At 66.9% G+C, this 15,361-nt stretch carries 16 protein-coding genes; 11 read left to right on the forward strand and 5 right to left on the reverse strand.

Annotated elements, in window-relative coordinates; genetic code table 11:
- The first annotated feature begins 8 nt into the window (after positions 1–8).
- Together ACVCMG_RS16800 and ACVCMG_RS16805 are read left to right on the forward strand one after the other, a co-directional pair.
- Positions 9–1,070 carry an NADH:flavin oxidoreductase/NADH oxidase gene (locus ACVCMG_RS16800; protein WP_447114591.1) on the forward strand — a complete coding sequence of 354 codons (1,062 nt, stop codon included), beginning with the start codon at positions 9–11 and terminating at the stop codon, positions 1,068–1,070.
- A gap of 44 nt (positions 1,071–1,114) precedes the next feature.
- Entirely contained in the window at positions 1,115–1,417 is a 303-nt protein-coding gene (locus ACVCMG_RS16805) for a DUF962 domain-containing protein (protein ID WP_395119350.1), read from the forward strand.
- Between the two features lie 13 nt (positions 1,418–1,430).
- Here ACVCMG_RS16805 and ACVCMG_RS16810 read toward each other — a convergent pair whose 3' ends face one another.
- Positions 1,431–1,820, reverse strand: a complete 390-nt coding sequence (locus tag ACVCMG_RS16810; protein ID WP_395119348.1) for a cytochrome c — start codon at positions 1,818–1,820, stop codon at positions 1,431–1,433.
- A 143-nt stretch (positions 1,821–1,963) separates the two neighbouring features.
- Here ACVCMG_RS16810 and ACVCMG_RS16815 point away from each other — a divergent pair, with 143 nt between their 5' ends.
- Complete coding sequence (locus ACVCMG_RS16815; RefSeq protein ID WP_447114592.1) at positions 1,964–2,758, forward strand: tRNA threonylcarbamoyladenosine dehydratase; 795 nt, start codon at positions 1,964–1,966, stop codon at positions 2,756–2,758.
- Positions 2,759–2,835: 77 nt separating this feature from the next.
- Here the strand turns inward: ACVCMG_RS16815 and phbB are convergent, their stop codons facing one another.
- Both phbB and gluQRS read right to left on the reverse strand, forming a co-directional pair.
- A complete protein-coding gene (gene phbB / locus ACVCMG_RS16820) occupies positions 2,836–3,576 on the reverse strand; it encodes a beta-ketoacyl-ACP reductase (RefSeq protein WP_395119344.1) in 741 nt (246 codons plus the stop codon).
- A 106-nt stretch (positions 3,577–3,682) separates the two neighbouring features.
- Positions 3,683–4,549 carry a tRNA glutamyl-Q(34) synthetase GluQRS gene (gene gluQRS / locus ACVCMG_RS16825; RefSeq protein WP_447098560.1) on the reverse strand — a complete coding sequence of 289 codons (867 nt, stop codon included), beginning with the start codon at positions 4,547–4,549 and terminating at the stop codon, positions 3,683–3,685.
- 181 nt (positions 4,550–4,730) lie between these two features.
- Between gluQRS and htpG the strand changes: the two genes are divergently transcribed.
- From htpG to ACVCMG_RS16840, 3 genes are all read left to right on the forward strand, one after another.
- On the forward strand, positions 4,731–6,602 hold the full coding sequence (htpG, locus tag ACVCMG_RS16830; RefSeq protein ID WP_447114593.1) for a molecular chaperone HtpG: 1,872 nt from the start codon (positions 4,731–4,733) through the stop codon (positions 6,600–6,602).
- A 117-nt stretch (positions 6,603–6,719) separates the two neighbouring features.
- Positions 6,720–7,094 carry a type II toxin-antitoxin system RelE/ParE family toxin gene (locus ACVCMG_RS16835; protein WP_447106371.1) on the forward strand — a complete coding sequence of 125 codons (375 nt, stop codon included), beginning with the start codon at positions 6,720–6,722 and terminating at the stop codon, positions 7,092–7,094.
- The gene (locus ACVCMG_RS16840; RefSeq protein WP_395119336.1) at positions 7,087–7,407 is read left to right on the forward strand and encodes a helix-turn-helix domain-containing protein; all 321 of its coding nucleotides are present in this window, start codon (positions 7,087–7,089) and stop codon (positions 7,405–7,407) included. Before ACVCMG_RS16835 ends, ACVCMG_RS16840 begins: the two co-directional genes overlap by 8 nt.
- Before the next feature lie 384 nt (positions 7,408–7,791).
- Here the strand turns inward: ACVCMG_RS16840 and ACVCMG_RS16845 are convergent, their stop codons facing one another.
- A complete protein-coding gene (locus ACVCMG_RS16845; protein ID WP_447100095.1) occupies positions 7,792–8,268 on the reverse strand; it encodes a MarR family winged helix-turn-helix transcriptional regulator in 477 nt (158 codons plus the stop codon).
- A 281-nt stretch (positions 8,269–8,549) separates the two neighbouring features.
- Between ACVCMG_RS16845 and ACVCMG_RS16850 the strand changes: the two genes are divergently transcribed.
- The 4 genes from ACVCMG_RS16850 to cycA all read left to right on the forward strand — a co-directional run bounded on the left by ACVCMG_RS16850 (position 8,550) and on the right by cycA (position 12,804).
- On the forward strand, positions 8,550–9,893 hold the full coding sequence (locus ACVCMG_RS16850; RefSeq protein WP_447106370.1) for an amidohydrolase family protein: 1,344 nt from the start codon (positions 8,550–8,552) through the stop codon (positions 9,891–9,893).
- 98 nt (positions 9,894–9,991) lie between these two features.
- Entirely contained in the window at positions 9,992–10,690 is a 699-nt protein-coding gene (locus ACVCMG_RS16855) for a histidine phosphatase family protein (protein WP_447106369.1), read from the forward strand.
- Between the two features lie 64 nt (positions 10,691–10,754).
- A complete protein-coding gene (locus tag ACVCMG_RS16860; protein ID WP_447106368.1) occupies positions 10,755–11,357 on the forward strand; it encodes a 2'-5' RNA ligase family protein in 603 nt (200 codons plus the stop codon).
- Between the two features lie 67 nt (positions 11,358–11,424).
- A complete protein-coding gene (gene cycA, locus ACVCMG_RS16865) occupies positions 11,425–12,804 on the forward strand; it encodes a D-serine/D-alanine/glycine transporter (protein ID WP_447098571.1) in 1,380 nt (459 codons plus the stop codon).
- A 48-nt stretch (positions 12,805–12,852) separates the two neighbouring features.
- Here the strand turns inward: cycA and ACVCMG_RS16870 are convergent, their stop codons facing one another.
- A complete protein-coding gene (locus tag ACVCMG_RS16870) occupies positions 12,853–13,512 on the reverse strand; it encodes a glutathione S-transferase family protein (protein ID WP_447114594.1) in 660 nt (219 codons plus the stop codon).
- A 120-nt stretch (positions 13,513–13,632) separates the two neighbouring features.
- Between ACVCMG_RS16870 and ACVCMG_RS16875 the strand changes: the two genes are divergently transcribed.
- On the forward strand, positions 13,633–15,327 hold the full coding sequence (locus ACVCMG_RS16875; protein ID WP_447114595.1) for an AsmA family protein: 1,695 nt from the start codon (positions 13,633–13,635) through the stop codon (positions 15,325–15,327).
- Positions 15,328–15,361: the final 34 nt, after the last annotated feature.

Consider the following 15,361-nt stretch of genomic DNA (forward strand, 5'->3'; position numbering starts at 1 on the left):
GATTTTCCATGAACCTGTTCGATCCGCTTGCCCAACGCAGCCTGACCTTGCGCAACCGCCTCGCGGTGTCGCCGATGTGCGAATACTCGGCCACCGACGGCGTGCCCAATGACTGGCACATGGTGCACCTGGGCAGCCGCGCGGTCGGCGGCGCGGCGCTGGTGATCGCCGAGGCTTCGGCGGTGTCCGCGCAGGGGCGCATCTCGCCGCAGGACACCGGCCTGTGGAACGACGCCCAGTTGCAGGCATGGCAGCCGATCACCCGTTTCATCAAGGCGCAGGGCGCGATTGCCGGCATGCAGTTGGCTCACGCCGGGCGCAAGGCCAGCACGCTGCGGCCGTGGGACGGGCACGGCCCCGTGCCGGCGGGGCAGGGCGACTGGCTTACCGTCGCGCCTTCGGCGCTGCCGTTCGCTGCCGGCTGGCCGGCGCCGCAGGCGCTGGACGAGGCCGGTATCCAGGCGGTGATCGCGGACTTTCGCGCCGCCGCGCAACGCGCGCTGGCAGCGGGTTTCGAGTTGATCGAGGTGCATGCGGCGCACGGCTACCTGCTGCATCAGTTCCTGTCGCCGCTGAGCAACCTGCGCGACGATGCTTACGGCGGCAGCTTCGAGAATCGCATCCGTCTGGTGCGCGAGGTGGTCGTCGCCGTGCGCGAGGTGTGGCCGGCCGCACTGCCGTTGTGGCTGCGCGTCTCGGCTACCGACTGGGCGGATGCCGGCGGCTGGGACATTGGGCAGAGCGTGGAACTGGCGCGCCAGATGAAGCCCCTGGGCGTGGACCTGATCGACGTCTCCAGCGGCGGCTTGCTGCCGCACGTGAAGATTCCGCTGGCGCCGGGTTACCAGGTGCCGTTCGCGGCGCAAATCCGCCGCGAGGCCGGGATCGCCACCGGTGCGGTGGGCCTGATCACCGGCGCGGAGCAGGCCGCGCAGATCATCGCCAACCGCGACGCCGACGTGGTGCTGATCGCTCGCGAGAGCCTGCGCGATCCCTATTTTCCCCGCCGCGCGGCAGTGCAGCTGGGTGCGTCGATCGACGCACCGGTGCAATATCAACGCGCCTGGTAAATGTGGCGGGGCGGAATCAGGGCGCCCGCTCGCGGAGCAGCAGCATGTCGACCTTTCGCAGTTTTGCCGAGTTCTATCCGTTCTATCTCGGCGAGCACGCCAATCGCAGCTGCCGCCGAATGCATTTCATCGGCAGCACGCTGGTGCTCGCGGTGCTGGTGCTGGCCGTGGCGAGCGGCCAGTGGCGCTGGCTGTGGCTGGTGCCGGTGGCCGGCTACGGCTTCGCCTGGCTGGGCCACTACGCGTTCGAGAAAAACCGCCCGGCCACGTTCAAGCACCCGCTGTACAGCCTTGCCGGCGACTGGGTGATGTACGCGCAGATGCTGCGCGGCAAGATCCGCTTCTGAGCGGCGCCCGCGATCAGCGATATTTGTCGTGGCAGCTCTTGCAGCTCTCGCCCACCGGCTTGAGCACGGCGGCCAGCGCGGTGCAGGTCGCCGGCGCCGCTGCCACGGCCTGGTGCAGGCGGTCCTGCAACTGGCTGGCGTGGTCGGCGAAATCCTTGTCGTTCATGCCGAACACCGGCGTGATGTCGCTGGCGGTGGATTCGAGCCGGGCCAGGTGATGCTGGACCTTCGCCGCCTCGCACTGGTTGGCCTTGATCGCGCCTTTCAATTCGCCCACGTGATAGCCGAGCGTATGCATCACCGCTGCGGGCATCGGATTGCGCTCGCTCAGCACGTTCATCACGTTGACGGTACCGATGATGCCAATCACCAGGCCGAGCAGGATCATCAGGGCAACACGCATGGAGCCGCTCCATTTCGAGGGATAAGCGCAAGCATAGCCTGCGCGACTGCCGCGAGGCCAAGCCGGCGCGATAAAATGACCGTTTTCGCCAGGGTGCTCGCCGTGACCGTTTTCCTGCCGCCGCCGCTTCGCGCGGGTATGCCATGAACGAGGTAGCCGTGCCGGTCGAGCGCTTCGCCGGCGTCGAGCGGTTGTTCGGGCAGGGCAGCGTGGGCATGCTGGCGCAGAAGCATGTCTGCGTGATCGGCGTGGGCGGCGTCGGCTCGTGGGCGGTCGAGGCGCTGGCGCGCAGCGGCGTGGGCCGGCTCACCCTGATCGACGCCGACGAGGTCTGCGTGTCCAACACCAATCGCCAGCTGCACGCGCTGGACGGCGAATACGGCAAGTCGAAAGTGGGCGTGATGGCGGCGCGCGCGCATGCGATCAACCCGGCGATCCGGCTGGAGGCGATCGAGCGCTTCCTCACCCCGGCCACGCTGGACGAGCTGCTCGACCGCGGCTACGACGTGGTGCTCGATGCCTGCGACGCGTTCCGGGTGAAGCTGGAAACGATCGCCTGGTGCCGCCGGCGCAAGCTGCCGATCGTCAGCGTGGGCTCGGCGGGTGGTCGCACCGACCCCACCCAGATCCGCGTGCGCGACCTGTCGCGCACGGAGCACGACGCAATGTTCAGCCTGATCCGCAAGAAGCTCCGTGCGGATTTCAATTTCCCGCGCAACCCCGATCGCTACTTCGGCGTTTCAGCCGTCTATTCGCTGCAGAACGTGCAGTACCCGCAACCCGACGGCACTGTCTGCGGCACCCGGCCGCTGGGCGGCGATTCCATGAACCTCGCCTGCGGCGGCGGCCTGGGCGCGGCCACCCACGTCACCGGCGCGTTCGCCTTTGCGGCGGTGGGCAAGGTGATCGAGAAGCTCCTGGGGAAAGGTGAGAAGTGAGTGCAGAGGAGTGGGGAAAGAGAGAAAGCAGGGGCTCCTCTCTCACTTCTCACTCCTCTTCTATCACTCCTGCTCTTTCACCACCCCATGTACTGGCCGCCATTGATCGCCAGGTTGGCGCCGGTCATCCAGCCGGTTTCCTCGCCGGTGAGGAAGGCCACGGCGTGGGCGATCTCCTCCGGCCGGCCGAGCCGGCCGAGCGGGATCTGCGCCTCGATCTTGGCGCGCACTTCCGCCGGCACGGCCATCACCATGTCGGTGGCGACGTAGCCGGGCGAGACGGTGTTGACGGTGATGCCGAACTTGGCGTTTTCCTGCGCCAGCGAGATGGTGAAACCGTGCATGCCGGCCTTGGCCGCGGCGTAGTTGGCCTGGCCGTACTGGCCCTTCTGGCCGTTGATCGAGCTGATCTGCACGATGCGGCCCCACTTGCGCGCGCGCATGCCCTCGATCACCGCGCGGGTGACGTTGAAGCAGGAGTTGAGGTTGGTGTTGATCACGTCCGTCCACTGCTGATAGTTCATCTTGTGGAAGGTGGTGTCGCGGGTAATGCCGGCGTTGTTGACCAGGATGTCCACCGGACCGCATTTTTCCTCGATCGCCCGCACCATCGCCGCGCAGGATTCGGGATCGGACACATCACCGCGCACCGTGCACACCTCGATGCCCTCCTGCGCCATCGCTTCGCGCCAGGCGGCGGTCTTGGCCTCGTCGCGATAATTGGTGGCGACCTTGTGACCCTGTTTCGCCAGATGGCGCACGATGGCGCTGCCGATGCCCCCGGTTCCCCCGGTAACCAAAGCCGTACGCTGGGTCATGCCGTCGATCTCCTGTTTGCCCAAGTCAAGCACGCGAATGTTGCCGTTGTCGCGCGCCTGCACTGCTCGTGCAAAACGGCGTGAACGGCCGTCCAGTTATAGCCGATCAGTCGGGGGAACTACCGCTGCAATGCGGCAATCGGGCGGGGTCGAAGCTGGTCAGCGCGTGGGCCAGCAGGGCGTCTGCGTCCACCGGCCGGTCCGGCAATGCCTGCCCGAGGAAAGCGAGTGCGCGGCGAAGCGCCGGCGTGGGCTCGCCGGGGTCGAGCGGCCAGGCGTGGGAGGATTTCGACAGCTTGTTGCCGGCCTTGTCATGCACCAGGGGCAGGTGTCGATACGTCGGCGTGGTCAGGCCCAGGCAGCGCTGCAGCCAGATCTGCCGCGCGGTGGAGTCGAGCAGGTCCTGGCCCCGCACCACCTCGGTGATGCCCTGGAAGGCGTCGTCCACCACGCAGGCCAGCTGGTAGGAATAGAAACCGTCGGCGCGGCGGATCACGAAATCGCCCACGGTTTCGCGCAACCGCTCGCGTTGCGGCCCCAGCAGGGCGTCGTCGAACCCGATCTCCACATCGCTCACGCGCAGCCGCCACGCCGGTTCGCGATCGGCGTGACTGCCGTCGATGCAGTGGCCGTCGCGATGGATGCCGCCGCTGGCGGCGAGCTGGCTTCGGCTGCAGGTGCAGGGAAATACCAGGTCGGCCGCGCGCAACGCCGCGAACGCCTCGTCGTAGGCGGCGGTGCGCTGCGACTGGAACAGCACCGGCGCATCCGCCACCAGGCCGAACGCGGGCAGCGCGGCGAGGATGTCGGCGGCGGCGCCGGGCACCTCGCGCGGGGGGTCGATATCCTCCATCCGCACCAGCCATTCGCCGCCGGCGTGGCGGGCGCACAGCCAGCTGCCCACCGCGGCCACCAGCGAGCCGAAGTGCAGTTGCCCGGTGGGCGAAGGGGCGAAGCGTCCGCGGTACGTCATCGGGCCATTTTATCGGCCGCCCGGCCTTGAAACCGCGGCCGGCTGCCCGAATCTCGGGGCCAGTTGTCGCGTTTCCATGACCGGTTCCACCGGTGCGGGGATCGTGCGGGGTCGGTCCGCCGGTCATGCCCGAGGAGGCGACGACCCACCATTTTCATTTGCCATGGAGTTGAATCCGCCCATGAATGCGCCTGTCGCCGAAACTCGCCAGTTCGAAGCCGAAGTTGCCCAGGTCCTGCGCCTGGTCACCCACTCGCTGTACTCGCACAAGGAGATCTTCCTGCGCGAGCTGATCTCCAACGCCTCCGACGCCTGCGACAAGCTGCGCTTCGAGTCGATCGCCAAGCCCGGACTCCTGGCCGGCGACAGCGAGCTGCACATCGACATCAACTGGGACCCGGAGGCGCGTACCGTCACCGTGCGCGACAACGGCATCGGCATGAGCCGCGACGAGGTGGTGGCCAACATCGGCACCATCGCCAGCTCGGGCACGCGCCGTTTCCTGGAGGCGATGAGCGGCGAGCAGAAGGCCGACGCCCGCCTGATCGGCCAGTTCGGCGTGGGTTTCTATTCCGCCTTCGTGGTGGCCGACAAGGTCACCGTGGTGACCCGGCGCGCGGACGCACCCGCGGCCGAGGGCGTGAAGTGGGAGAGCGACGGCAAGGGCGAGTACTCGCTGGAAGCGGTCGAGCAGGCCGAACGCGGCACCGCGGTGACCCTGCACCTGAAGGCCGACGAGGACGACTTCCTCAAGGGCTGGCGGCTGAAATCGCTGATCCGCAAGTACTCCGACCACGTGGCGTTCCCGATCCGCATGCCGGTGGAAAAGGACGGCAAGCCCACCGACGAGTTCGAGAGCATCAACGCGGCCTCCGCGCTTTGGACCAAGCCGAAATCGGACATTTCCGACGAGGACTACCAGAGCTTCTACAAGTCGCTCGGCCACGATTTCAACGACCCGCTGGCGTGGACGCACAACCGCGTCGAGGGCAGCCAGAGTTTCACCACGCTGCTCTACATTCCCGCGCAGCCGCCGTTCGACCTGATGATGGGCGGCCGCGACGAGCGCAAGGGCCTGAAGCTCTACATCAAGCGCGTCTTCATCATGGACGCCGCCGAAGAGCTGCTGCCGAACTACCTGCGCTTCGTGCGCGGCGTGGTCGATGCCGACGACCTGCCGCTCAACGTCAGCCGCGAAATCCTGCAGCACAACCGTCAGGTCGACCGCATCAAGGCGGCTTGCGTCAAGCGCGTGCTCGACCTGATCGAGAAGCTCGCCCGCGACGAACCGGAGAAGTTCGCGACCTTCTACAAGGCCTTCGGCAATACGCTCAAGGAAGGCATCAGCGAAGACGCCAACAACCGCGAGCGCATCGCCAAGCTGCTGCGCTTCGCCTCGACCAGGGGCGAGGGCACCGCACAGAACGTCTCGCTGGACGACTACATCAGCCGCATGGCCGTCGGCCAGGACGCGATCTGGTATATCACCGCCGACAGCTACAAGGCCGCCGCCGGCAGCCCGCAGCTGGAAGCGTTCAAGGCCAAGGACATCGAGGTGCTGCTGATGTCCGACCGCATCGACGAATGGATGATCGGCTCCCTGGGCGAGTACGAAGGCAAGAAGCTCAAGAGCGTGGCCAAGGGCGAGGTACCGCTGGACGAGGCCGACAAGAAAAAGCAGGAAGAGGCCACGAAAGAGGCCGAGCCGCTGCTGAAGAAGCTCAAGGACCTGCTCGGCGATCGCGTGGGCGAGGTGAAGGTGTCCGCCCGCCTGACCGATTCGCCGTCGTGCCTGGCGCTCTCCGATTACGAAATGGCCCCGCACCTGGCGCGTCTGCTGCGCGAAGCCGGGCAGGACATGCCCGAGAGCAAGCCGACGCTGGAGATCAACCCGGCGCACGCGCTGGTCAAGCGTGTGGAGAACGAGGCCGATGAGGACAAGGCGCGCGATCTCGCTACGCTGCTGCTGGAGCAGGCGGAGATTTCCGCCGGTGCGCAGCTGCCGGACCCCGCCGCATTCGTGCAGCGGATGAACCGGGTGTTGCTGGGGTAGGGCACGGGATACCTCGTTGGCCTGAAGAAGCCCGCCGATGGCGGGCTTCTTTTTTGACTGATGCGAGGACTCCACGGGCAGATGAAAACCATATCACCAAGTGCTATGGTTGTAGCCATGAAACGGATTTTCAGAACACGGACGTTCAGCCGTTGGATGGGCAAGACGGGTCTGGCCGGTCCTGATCTGTTCCAGTCGGTGATCGAGATGGAGGCACGACTGATCGATGCCGACCTCGGCGGACAGTTGGTCAAGAAACGGATTGCCTTGCCCGGCCGTGGAAAGCGCGGAGGCGCACGAACCATCGTCGCCACCAATCGAGGCGACCGCTGGTACTTCATCTTTGGTTTCGGCAAGAACGAACGAGCCAATATCGACAAGCATGAGCTTCGCGCGCTGCAGGAGCTGGCGTCAGATCTTCTTGGTCAGGACGACAAAGCTCTTGCCGCCGCGCTGGAAGCCGACGAACTTGTGGAGGTAGACCATGACTAACAAAGTCCGCAAGAGCCGCATTCTTGCCGAAGTCCACGAGACGGCCACAGGCCTGCATCGGGCTGGTGTGATCAGCAAGCGCCGCATGCACGAGTACGAAGCGCTGAGCCATCTCGCCGTGCCGGACATTGGCGCAAGCAAGATCAAGCTGATCCGCGAGAATTCGAAGGTCAGCCAGGCCGTCTTCGCTGCCGTGCTCAACACCAGCGTTTCCACCGTGCAGAAGTGGGAAATCGGCGAGAAGAAGCCCAGCGGTCCTTCGCTGAAGCTGCTGAACCTGATTGATCGCAAGGGGCTGGAGGCTGTTTTGTAGGAAGCGAACGGGCTCGACGCAGCCGAGTATCACCGCGAGCGGGCTCATGCGCTGAAATCGCGGGCAACAAATTCCGTGCGAGCGTCACCGCGAATTTTAGGTGAGCTAAAGGGATGTCGCCTTGCGCGCGAAGAGCATCCTTGGCGGTGTCCCGAATGGGCGGCAATGATGCCGCGCGATGGGGTCGGTTCCGATCGGGCTGGTGGTCGCGGCGCAATGGCCCGCACTCTGGCCGTCGAAGAAGCGTTGGCTCGCGAGCGCCAGTCGATGGCCATCGATGTGGGTCCAGTACCAGGCCCGGCGGGTACGGGCGATGCCGACACGTACGCGAACCGCGCGGCATCGCTCAGGTGGTGGGCTGGAGCAAAGGTTCCAGCAAGCGGCTCAGTCGTGTCGGTGGCCACTTTCGCCGGGCTGGCCGAGGTCGATCAGGGCGGCGAGCGTCCTGCGGGTGGTGCTGACCGCGCGGGCACCGACACGTGCAAGCAGTTCGGCGTCGACCTGCTCGCGCGCTTTCGCCTGCACCTCCGCGGCGGCGCGGCCTCGTCGAGTCAGGGTCACGACCAGCTTGCGGCGATCGTTTTCGTCGGCGGCACGCTGCAGGTAGCCACCCGCCACCAGTGCGTCGACGAGCTGGCTGGCGGCCTGCTTGGACACGCGCAACTCCCGGACCAGTTCCCCCAGCGGCACGCCGCGCTCGTGGAGTGCCATGCCGCCAATCAGGTACAGGCCGTTCTTCGGAATGTCGTGATAGCCGGCGTTGCCCAGCGCCCGGCGCATGGCCGTGCCGTAAATGGTTCGCGCGTGGCGGAGCAGGGCCGGCGTCACGACTTGCTCGTGCCAGTGAGGTGTGCGGGACATGGCAACTCATTAGTCCGTGTACTTGATAGTCAACATACATGACAAATTGGTCGCGGCAAGCCATTCCCCGGCGGCGGCGCTGGGCGTACATTCCGCCCGGCGCGGTCGAGTGGAACCGTGCATCACGCAAACCGGGGGCAGTCATGCATCGTTCGTCGAATCTTCGTGGCATGGGTACAGTGCGGGCGTTCGCCCTGGTTGTGGTCTGCGCCGCGTTCGGGGCCGCGTCGCCGGCCCGGGCCGCCATGCCGGTGTTGTCGTCTCCGGCGCAGGTTTATGTCGTGCACGCCCAGCCACTGCTGGCGATCATCCACGTGCGGGTGATCGACGGCCACGGCACGCCCGCCCGGGAGAACCAGACGGTGTTGCTGCGCGACGGGCGCATCGCGGCGGTCGGGCGCCACGTGACCTTGCCCGAGGGCGCGACGGTCATCGACGGCGGCGGGCAGACGCTGATTCCCGGCCTGGTCGGCATGCACGACCACATGTTCTATCCCGCGCCCAAGGTGAATCCCGCGGCGAAGGAGGCGATCTATCCGGAGCAGGCGTCGAGTTTTCCCAAGCTGTACCTCGCCGGCGGCGTCACCACCATCCGCACCACCGGCAGCACCGAGCCCTACACCGACCTGGCGCTGAAGAAGGCGGTCGACGCGGGCCGTATTCCGGGGCCGAAGATGCACACCACCGGGCCGTATCTGGAAGGCAAGGGCAGCTTCACGCCGCAGATGCACGAGCTGGCAGATGCCGCCGACGCGCGCGATACGGTGAACTACTGGATGGACGAGGGTGCGACGTCGTTCAAGGCTTACATGCACATCACCCGCGCCGAGTTGTCGGCGGCGATCGCGGCGGCGCATGCGCGCGGCATCAAGGTGACCGGCCACCTGTGTTCGATCGGCTTCACCGAAGCGGCGGATCTCGGCATCGACGATCTCGAGCACGGCTTGTTCGTGGACACCGAGTTCAGCCCCGGCAAGCAGCCGGATGTGTGTCCGGACACCAAGGCCGCGGTGGCGCGCCTGGCGACGCTGAAGGTCGACGACCCGGAAATCCGGGCGCTGATCAAGCATCTGGTGGCGAAGCGCGTTGCGGTGACCTCTACGCTGCCGGTGTTCGAGACCTTCGTGCCCGGCCGCGCGCCGCAGGATGCGCGGGTGCTGGACGCGATGTTGCCGCAGGCCCGCGTCGAATACCTGAAGGCGCGCGAGCGCGTCGCGGCGATGAAGGATTCCCCGTGGCCGCAGGCGTTCAAGTTGGAGATGGCTTTCGAACGCGCCTTCGTCGAGGCCGGTGGCACCCTGCTCGCCGGCCTCGATCCCACCGGCTACGGTGGCGTGATCGCGGGCTATGGCGACCAGCGTGAGGTGGAGCTGCTGGTGGAGGCGGGCTTCACGCCGGTGCAGGCCATCCGGATCGCCACTTTGAACGGCGCGCGTTTCATGGGCGTGGAAAAGGAGATCGGCTCGATCGACGTGGGCAAGGCGGCTGACCTGGTGCTGGTCAGGGGCAACCCGGCGGAGCGCATCAAGGACATCGAGAACGTCACCCTCGTGTTCAAGGATGGCGTGGGTTACGACCCGGTGAAGCTGGTCAAGGCTGCCGAGGGCACGGTGGGACTGCGTTGAAGGAATGGCCCCATGCATGGCCATGGATGCCGGTGCACGGGAATGACGACGTGCAGCGGGTACCATTCGACACCACACCCGCTGCAGGATGGCTCGTGATGAAAAGGCTGCTCCCCTGGTTGTGCCTGGTGTTGCTGATCGCCCCGTTGCACGCGGCCGATGTGGCGGCGCCGGCTGCCCGCACCATCGTGCTGGTCCGCCATGGCTATTACCTGCCCGATGCGAAAGCCGATCCGAAGCTGGGGCCGCAGCTGGCGCCGCTCGGGGTGGCGCAGGCGCATCTGGCGGGTGCGCGGCTGGCCGGGTTGCCGACGCGTTTCGATGCGATGTATGTCAGCCCGGTGCAGCGGGCGCGCGATACGGCAGCGTTGATCGGCGAGGACTTCCCGGCGCGTCGCTTCGAGGTGGTCGACGATCTGGCCGAGTGCACGCCGCCGACGCGCCGGGCCGCGATCATGGCGAAGGAAAAGCCGGCCGATCTGGCCGCCTGCAAGGCGCAGTTCGATCGCCTGTTCGCGCGCTATTTCAAGCCCGCATCCGGTCATGAGCAGACCGACCTGATGGTCTGCCACGGCAACGTGATCCGCAACATGGTGGTGCGCGCGATGGGCGTCGATCCGCAGGCGTGGCTGGAGATGTCGGTGGGCAACGCCAGCATCACCCGCATCCGGGTGGAGGCCGACGGCAGCTTCAAGGTGATCTCGGTGGGCGACGTCGGGCACATCCCGCCGGGCCTGCGCACGGGCGCCAGCGGCGACCCCGAGCGCAGCCTCGCGATTCCGTCGTTGCCGCAGTGATGCGCGGGCAGGGACTGAACTCGCCGGTGCCGCGCACCGGCAATGACCACAGAGGGTGACGGGCGTGGCGGCACAGACTTCATTTCCCGGCTTTGCACCCGCGGCGGCGACCGACCGGCTGTTCCTGGCGGTGTTCCCCGATCAGGCAACCGTGGCGCGGTTGAGCGCGCTTGCCGCCGAACAATGCACCCGCCACGGGTTGCGCGGCAGGCCGCTGCTGCCGGAGCGTTTCCACATCACCCTGCTGCATCTGGGCGACTGGGCCGGGCTGCCACCGGATGTGGCGCAGGCCACGATGAAGGCGGCAGCGCGGGTGCGGGAAGCGCCTTTCGAAGTGGTGTTCGACCGCGTGGCCAGTTTCGACGGCCGGCGCGACAAGCTGCCGTTCGTGCTGCGCGCCGATGGCGGCAATGCGCCGTTGCGCGCCTTCCAGGCGCAACTTGCCGCGCTGTTGCGCGAGGCGGGCGTGGTGCCGGTCGGGGCCGGTTTCGAGCCGCATGTCACCCTGGCATATGACGCGCGCAAGGTGGCCGCCGAGCCGGTGGCGCCGATCGGCTGGCGCGTCGACGAATTCGTGCTGGTGCACAGCCTGCTGGGCAGGACGCGGCATATCCGGCTCGGCTGCTGGCCGCTGGACTGCGCGCGGGCGGTGCCTGCGGGCGCGTAGCGCGGGAGTGCACGCGGGACCCGGTTTTCTGTATGTTGTCGCTTTCCTCATTGCAAAGGCTCGACGCATGACCGCATTGCCGGGACAACCCGACCACCTGCGCCGCAGCCTTTCCAACCGACATCTGCAACTGATCGCCATCGGCGGCGCGATCGGTACCGGCCTGTTCATGGGTTCGGGCAAGACGATCAGCCTGGCCGGGCCGTCGATCCTGCTGGTCTACCTGATCATCGGCGTGATGCTGTTCTTCGTGATGCGGGCGATGGGCGAGCTGCTGCTGTCCAACCTCGAGTACAAGTCGTTCATCGATTTCTCCACCGACCTGCTCGGGCCGTGGGCCGGCTTCTTCTGCGGCTGGACCTACTGGTTCTGCTGGATCATCACCGCGATCGCCGACGTCATCGCCATCGCGGCGTACACGCAGTTCTGGTTCCCGGGGCTGGCGCCGTGGATTCCCGCCGTGCTGTGCGTGCTGCTGCTGCTCAGCCTCAACCTGGTCACGGTGAAACTGTTCGGCGAGATGGAGTTCTGGTTCGCGCTGATCAAGATCGTGGCGATCTGCGCGCTGATCGTCACCGGCTTTGCGCTGGTCGCCTGGGGCTTCACCTCGCCCACCGGGCACCAGGCCTCGGTGGCCAACCTGTGGAACGACGACGGCTTCTTTCCGAAGGGGATGAGCGGCTTCTTCGCCGGCTTCCAGATCGCGGTGTTCGCCTTCGTCGGCATCGAGCTGGTCGGCACCACCGCCGCGGAAACCGCCAACCCGCAGCGCAACCTGCCCAAGGCGATCAACTCGATCCCGATCCGCATCATCATCTTCTACGTGCTGGCGCTGGTCGCGATCATGATGGTCACGCCGTGGCGCCTGGTGGAGCCGAGCAAGAGCCCGTTCGTGGAGTTGTTCGTGCTGGCCGGCATCCCGGCCGCGGCCAGCCTGATCAATTTCGTGGTGCTGACCTCGGCCACCTCGTCGGCCAACAGCGGCATCTTCTCCACCAGCCGCATGCTGTACGGCCTGGCCGAAGAAAAACATGCGCCGAAGACGTTCGGTCGGCTGTCGCGCGCTGCGGTGCCGTCGCTGGGCCTGTTGTTCTCCTGCTTCTGCCTGCTGCTGGGCGCGGCGCTGATCTACCTGATTCCGGACCTCGTCACCGCCTTCACCCTGGTCACCACGGTATCGGCGGTGCTGTTCATGTTCGTGTGGTCGCTGATCCTGTTTGCCTACATGGCCTATCGGCGCAAGCGCCCGCAATTGCACGAGGCGTCGATCTACAAGATGCCCGGCGGCGTGTTCATGTGCTGGGTGTGCCTGGCGTTCTTCGTGTTCGTGCTGGTACTGCTGAGCCTGCAGCCGGATACGCGCGAGGCGCTGATTGCGAGTCCGGTGTGGTTCGTGCTGCTGGGGATCGGTTACGCGTGGAAGGGGCGCCGGGCGCGCCGCGCATGAGCCGAATGTCTGTTGTCCCGCTGCGGGCAATCCGGCGGGATGCGGCTCTCAGTCGCGGTCGGGTGCGCCGAGCGGAAAGTACGAGCGGTAGGGCCGCGCCTCGTCCACCGTCCGGGCGAACGAAGGGCGCGCGAGCAGGCGTTGCCGATAGGCCAGCACGTTGGCGAAGTCCGCCGGAATGGGATGGGTCCAGTCGGCGTAGAACAGCGCGGGCGCGGCAGAACAGTCGGCGAGGCTGAAATCGCCGCCGGTGGCCCAGTGGCGGCCGGCGAGTTTCCGGTCCAGCCAGGCGTAGGCGGTATCCAGCCTCGCGCGTGCCTCGTTCACGCCGCTGGGGTCGCGGTCGGCGGCGGGGCGCAGGCTGTCGAACACGATCTTCTGCACGGGGGTTTGCACGTAGAGGTCGAAGCAGCGGTCCATCGCGCGCGCCTCCAGTGCGGTGTCGACGTCGAAGGGAATCAGCGGTGCGGCGCCGGGGTAATGCCGGTCGAGGTACTCGATGATGATGCTCGATTCGATCACCGTGCGTTCGCCGTCGCGCAGCAGGGGCATGCGCCGGATCGGCCACAGCGCGGTGAACTCGGCGTCGGTGGCCGCGTCATCCGGCGTGAGTACGCGCCATTCGAACGCGATGTCGTTCTCGTACAGCGCGATCAGCACCTTCTGGCAGTAGGAGGAGAAGGGGTGGGCGTAGAGCTTGAGGGTCATCGTGGAACACCTGATAGGGGAGGGTACGCGAAGGCGACGAACGAAGGCGCGCGGAATCGACAGGTGAAGCTCGACGCTCCTAGTATTCGGCACACGACGGAATTGCGCGAGGTGACGGTCATGAAACGCCTGCTGCTCGGTTTGCTCGGCCTGGTGCTGCTGGTGTTGATCGTGGCGGGCGGCGCCTTGCTGCTGGTCGACGCCAACCACTTCCGTCCGCAGATCCAGGCCAGCCTGGGGCAGGCGCTCGGCCGCGAGGTGACGCTGGGCCACTTGCACGTTTCGATCTGGTCCGGCTCGCTGGATGCCGACGAGATCCGCATCGGCGATGATCCGGCGTTCGGCGACAAGCCGTTCGTCAGCGCGAAATCGTTGCAGCTTGGCGTGAAGCTGTGGCCGTTGCTGCTGCACAGGCAGGTGCAGATCACCTCGCTGACGCTGGACCAGCCGGTGGTGCGCCTGCTGCAGAATCGTGCCGGCCAGTGGAACTTCTCCCACTTCGGCGCCGGCACGGCGGCGACACCCGCCGCCAGTGCCTCGTCGGCTCCACCGCCCGCGTTCAGTGTCGACCGGTTGCGGATCGCGGATGGTCGCATCGACCTGCAGCGCGCGGCCGGCGATACACGCAGCTATCGGAAAGTGGATTTGCGCGCCGACCATGTGGGCCTCGGTGCGGCGTTTCCGTTTTCGATGAGCGCCGACATCGCCGGCGGCGGCAGCCTGAAACTGGATGGCACGCTCGGCCCATGGGACGCGAAGGACGCACTGCTGACGCCGGTCGAGGCGCATCTGGTGATGCAGGGGCTGGACCTGGTCGGCGCCGGCCTGATGAGCAGCGCGGACGGCGTCGGCGGCGTGCTTGATATCGACTCGCGGATCAGCTCGGCGAAGGGCGTACTGACGTCGAAGGGCGGCATCGACGCGCGCCGGCTCAAGCTGGTGGCGTCCGGTTCGCCGTCGCCGCAGCCGCTGCGCATCGACTACCAGGCCAGCTACCGATTGCTCGACGGCACCGGCCGCATCGAACAAGGCACGCTGGGCAGCGGCGGCGCGAAGCTCGCCGTCGACGGCAGCTTCGACAACCGTGGCAAGGTGATCGGGCTGGATCTTCACCTGCGCGGCAAGGCGTTGCCGGTCGACGACCTGCAGCCGTTGCTGCCGGTGTTCGGCGTGGTGTTGCCGAAGGATTCGCGGCTCAGCGGCGGCAGCGTGGGCGTGGATCTGCGCGCGCGCGGGCCGCTCGATGCGCTGGTGATCAGCGGCCCGGTGACCCTCGACGACTCGCGCCTGGCCGGCTACAGCCTGGGCTCGAAACTCGGCGGGGTGCTGTCGCTGGCCGGCATCAAGGCGCCGAAGGACACGGTGATCCGGCATGCTGCCGCGACGCTGAAAATCGCGCCGTCCGGCATCCACGCCGAGCCGGCCAGTGCGGAGATCGTCGACCTGGGCAGCCTCACTGGCAAGGGTGGCATGGCCGCCGACGGCGGGCTCGACTTCAACATGCTGGTCAAGCTCGACCAGGCGGTGGTCGGTGGTGGTCAGGCGGCCGGTGGCCTGCTCGGCAACTCCAAGGCCGGGCGCCTGCTCGGTGGCGTGCTCGGCGGCGCCTCCGAACATGGCGTCGGCGTGCACGTCGGCGGCACCGCGAGCGCGCCCAGCTTCAAGCTCGATCCCTCGGCCGTCGCCGGCTTGCTTGGCAGTGGGGCAGGCCGCAACAACCCGGCACCCGGGACCCAGCCTGCGAACAAGTCCAGCAAGCAGGATGCCCTGAACAGCCTGCTGCAAGGCGTGCTGGATTCGCGCAAGAAGCAATAGGGGAAGGTTGATCCCGCGACCGTCGTCAAGCGCC

Source organism: Rhodanobacter sp. UC4451_H18, from assembly GCF_052978225.1.

What these genes read in the sequence shown, in the direction of transcription:
- phbB (WP_395119344.1), bottom strand. Translation starts at nt 3,576, where the DNA reads ATGACCCAGCGTACGGCTTTGGTTACCGGGGGAACCGGGGGCATCGGC.
- ACVCMG_RS16840 (WP_395119336.1), top strand. Translation starts at nt 7,087, where the DNA reads ATGACTAACAAAGTCCGCAAGAGCCGCATTCTTGCCGAAGTCCACGAG.
- ACVCMG_RS16815 (WP_447114592.1), top strand. Translation starts at nt 1,964, where the DNA reads ATGAACGAGGTAGCCGTGCCGGTCGAGCGCTTCGCCGGCGTCGAGCGG.
- ACVCMG_RS16835 (WP_447106371.1), top strand. Translation starts at nt 6,720, where the DNA reads ATGAAACGGATTTTCAGAACACGGACGTTCAGCCGTTGGATGGGCAAG.
- cycA (WP_447098571.1), top strand. Translation starts at nt 11,425, where the DNA reads ATGACCGCATTGCCGGGACAACCCGACCACCTGCGCCGCAGCCTTTCC.
- htpG (WP_447114593.1), top strand. Translation starts at nt 4,731, where the DNA reads ATGAATGCGCCTGTCGCCGAAACTCGCCAGTTCGAAGCCGAAGTTGCC.
- ACVCMG_RS16810 (WP_395119348.1), bottom strand. Translation starts at nt 1,820, where the DNA reads ATGCGTGTTGCCCTGATGATCCTGCTCGGCCTGGTGATTGGCATCATC.
- gluQRS (WP_447098560.1), bottom strand. Translation starts at nt 4,549, where the DNA reads ATGACGTACCGCGGACGCTTCGCCCCTTCGCCCACCGGGCAACTGCAC.
- ACVCMG_RS16855 (WP_447106369.1), top strand. Translation starts at nt 9,992, where the DNA reads ATGAAAAGGCTGCTCCCCTGGTTGTGCCTGGTGTTGCTGATCGCCCCG.
- ACVCMG_RS16805 (WP_395119350.1), top strand. Translation starts at nt 1,115, where the DNA reads ATGTCGACCTTTCGCAGTTTTGCCGAGTTCTATCCGTTCTATCTCGGC.
- ACVCMG_RS16875 (WP_447114595.1), top strand. Translation starts at nt 13,633, where the DNA reads ATGAAACGCCTGCTGCTCGGTTTGCTCGGCCTGGTGCTGCTGGTGTTG.
- ACVCMG_RS16870 (WP_447114594.1), bottom strand. Translation starts at nt 13,512, where the DNA reads ATGACCCTCAAGCTCTACGCCCACCCCTTCTCCTCCTACTGCCAGAAG.
- ACVCMG_RS16845 (WP_447100095.1), bottom strand. Translation starts at nt 8,268, where the DNA reads ATGTCCCGCACACCTCACTGGCACGAGCAAGTCGTGACGCCGGCCCTG.
- ACVCMG_RS16800 (WP_447114591.1), top strand. Translation starts at nt 9, where the DNA reads ATGAACCTGTTCGATCCGCTTGCCCAACGCAGCCTGACCTTGCGCAAC.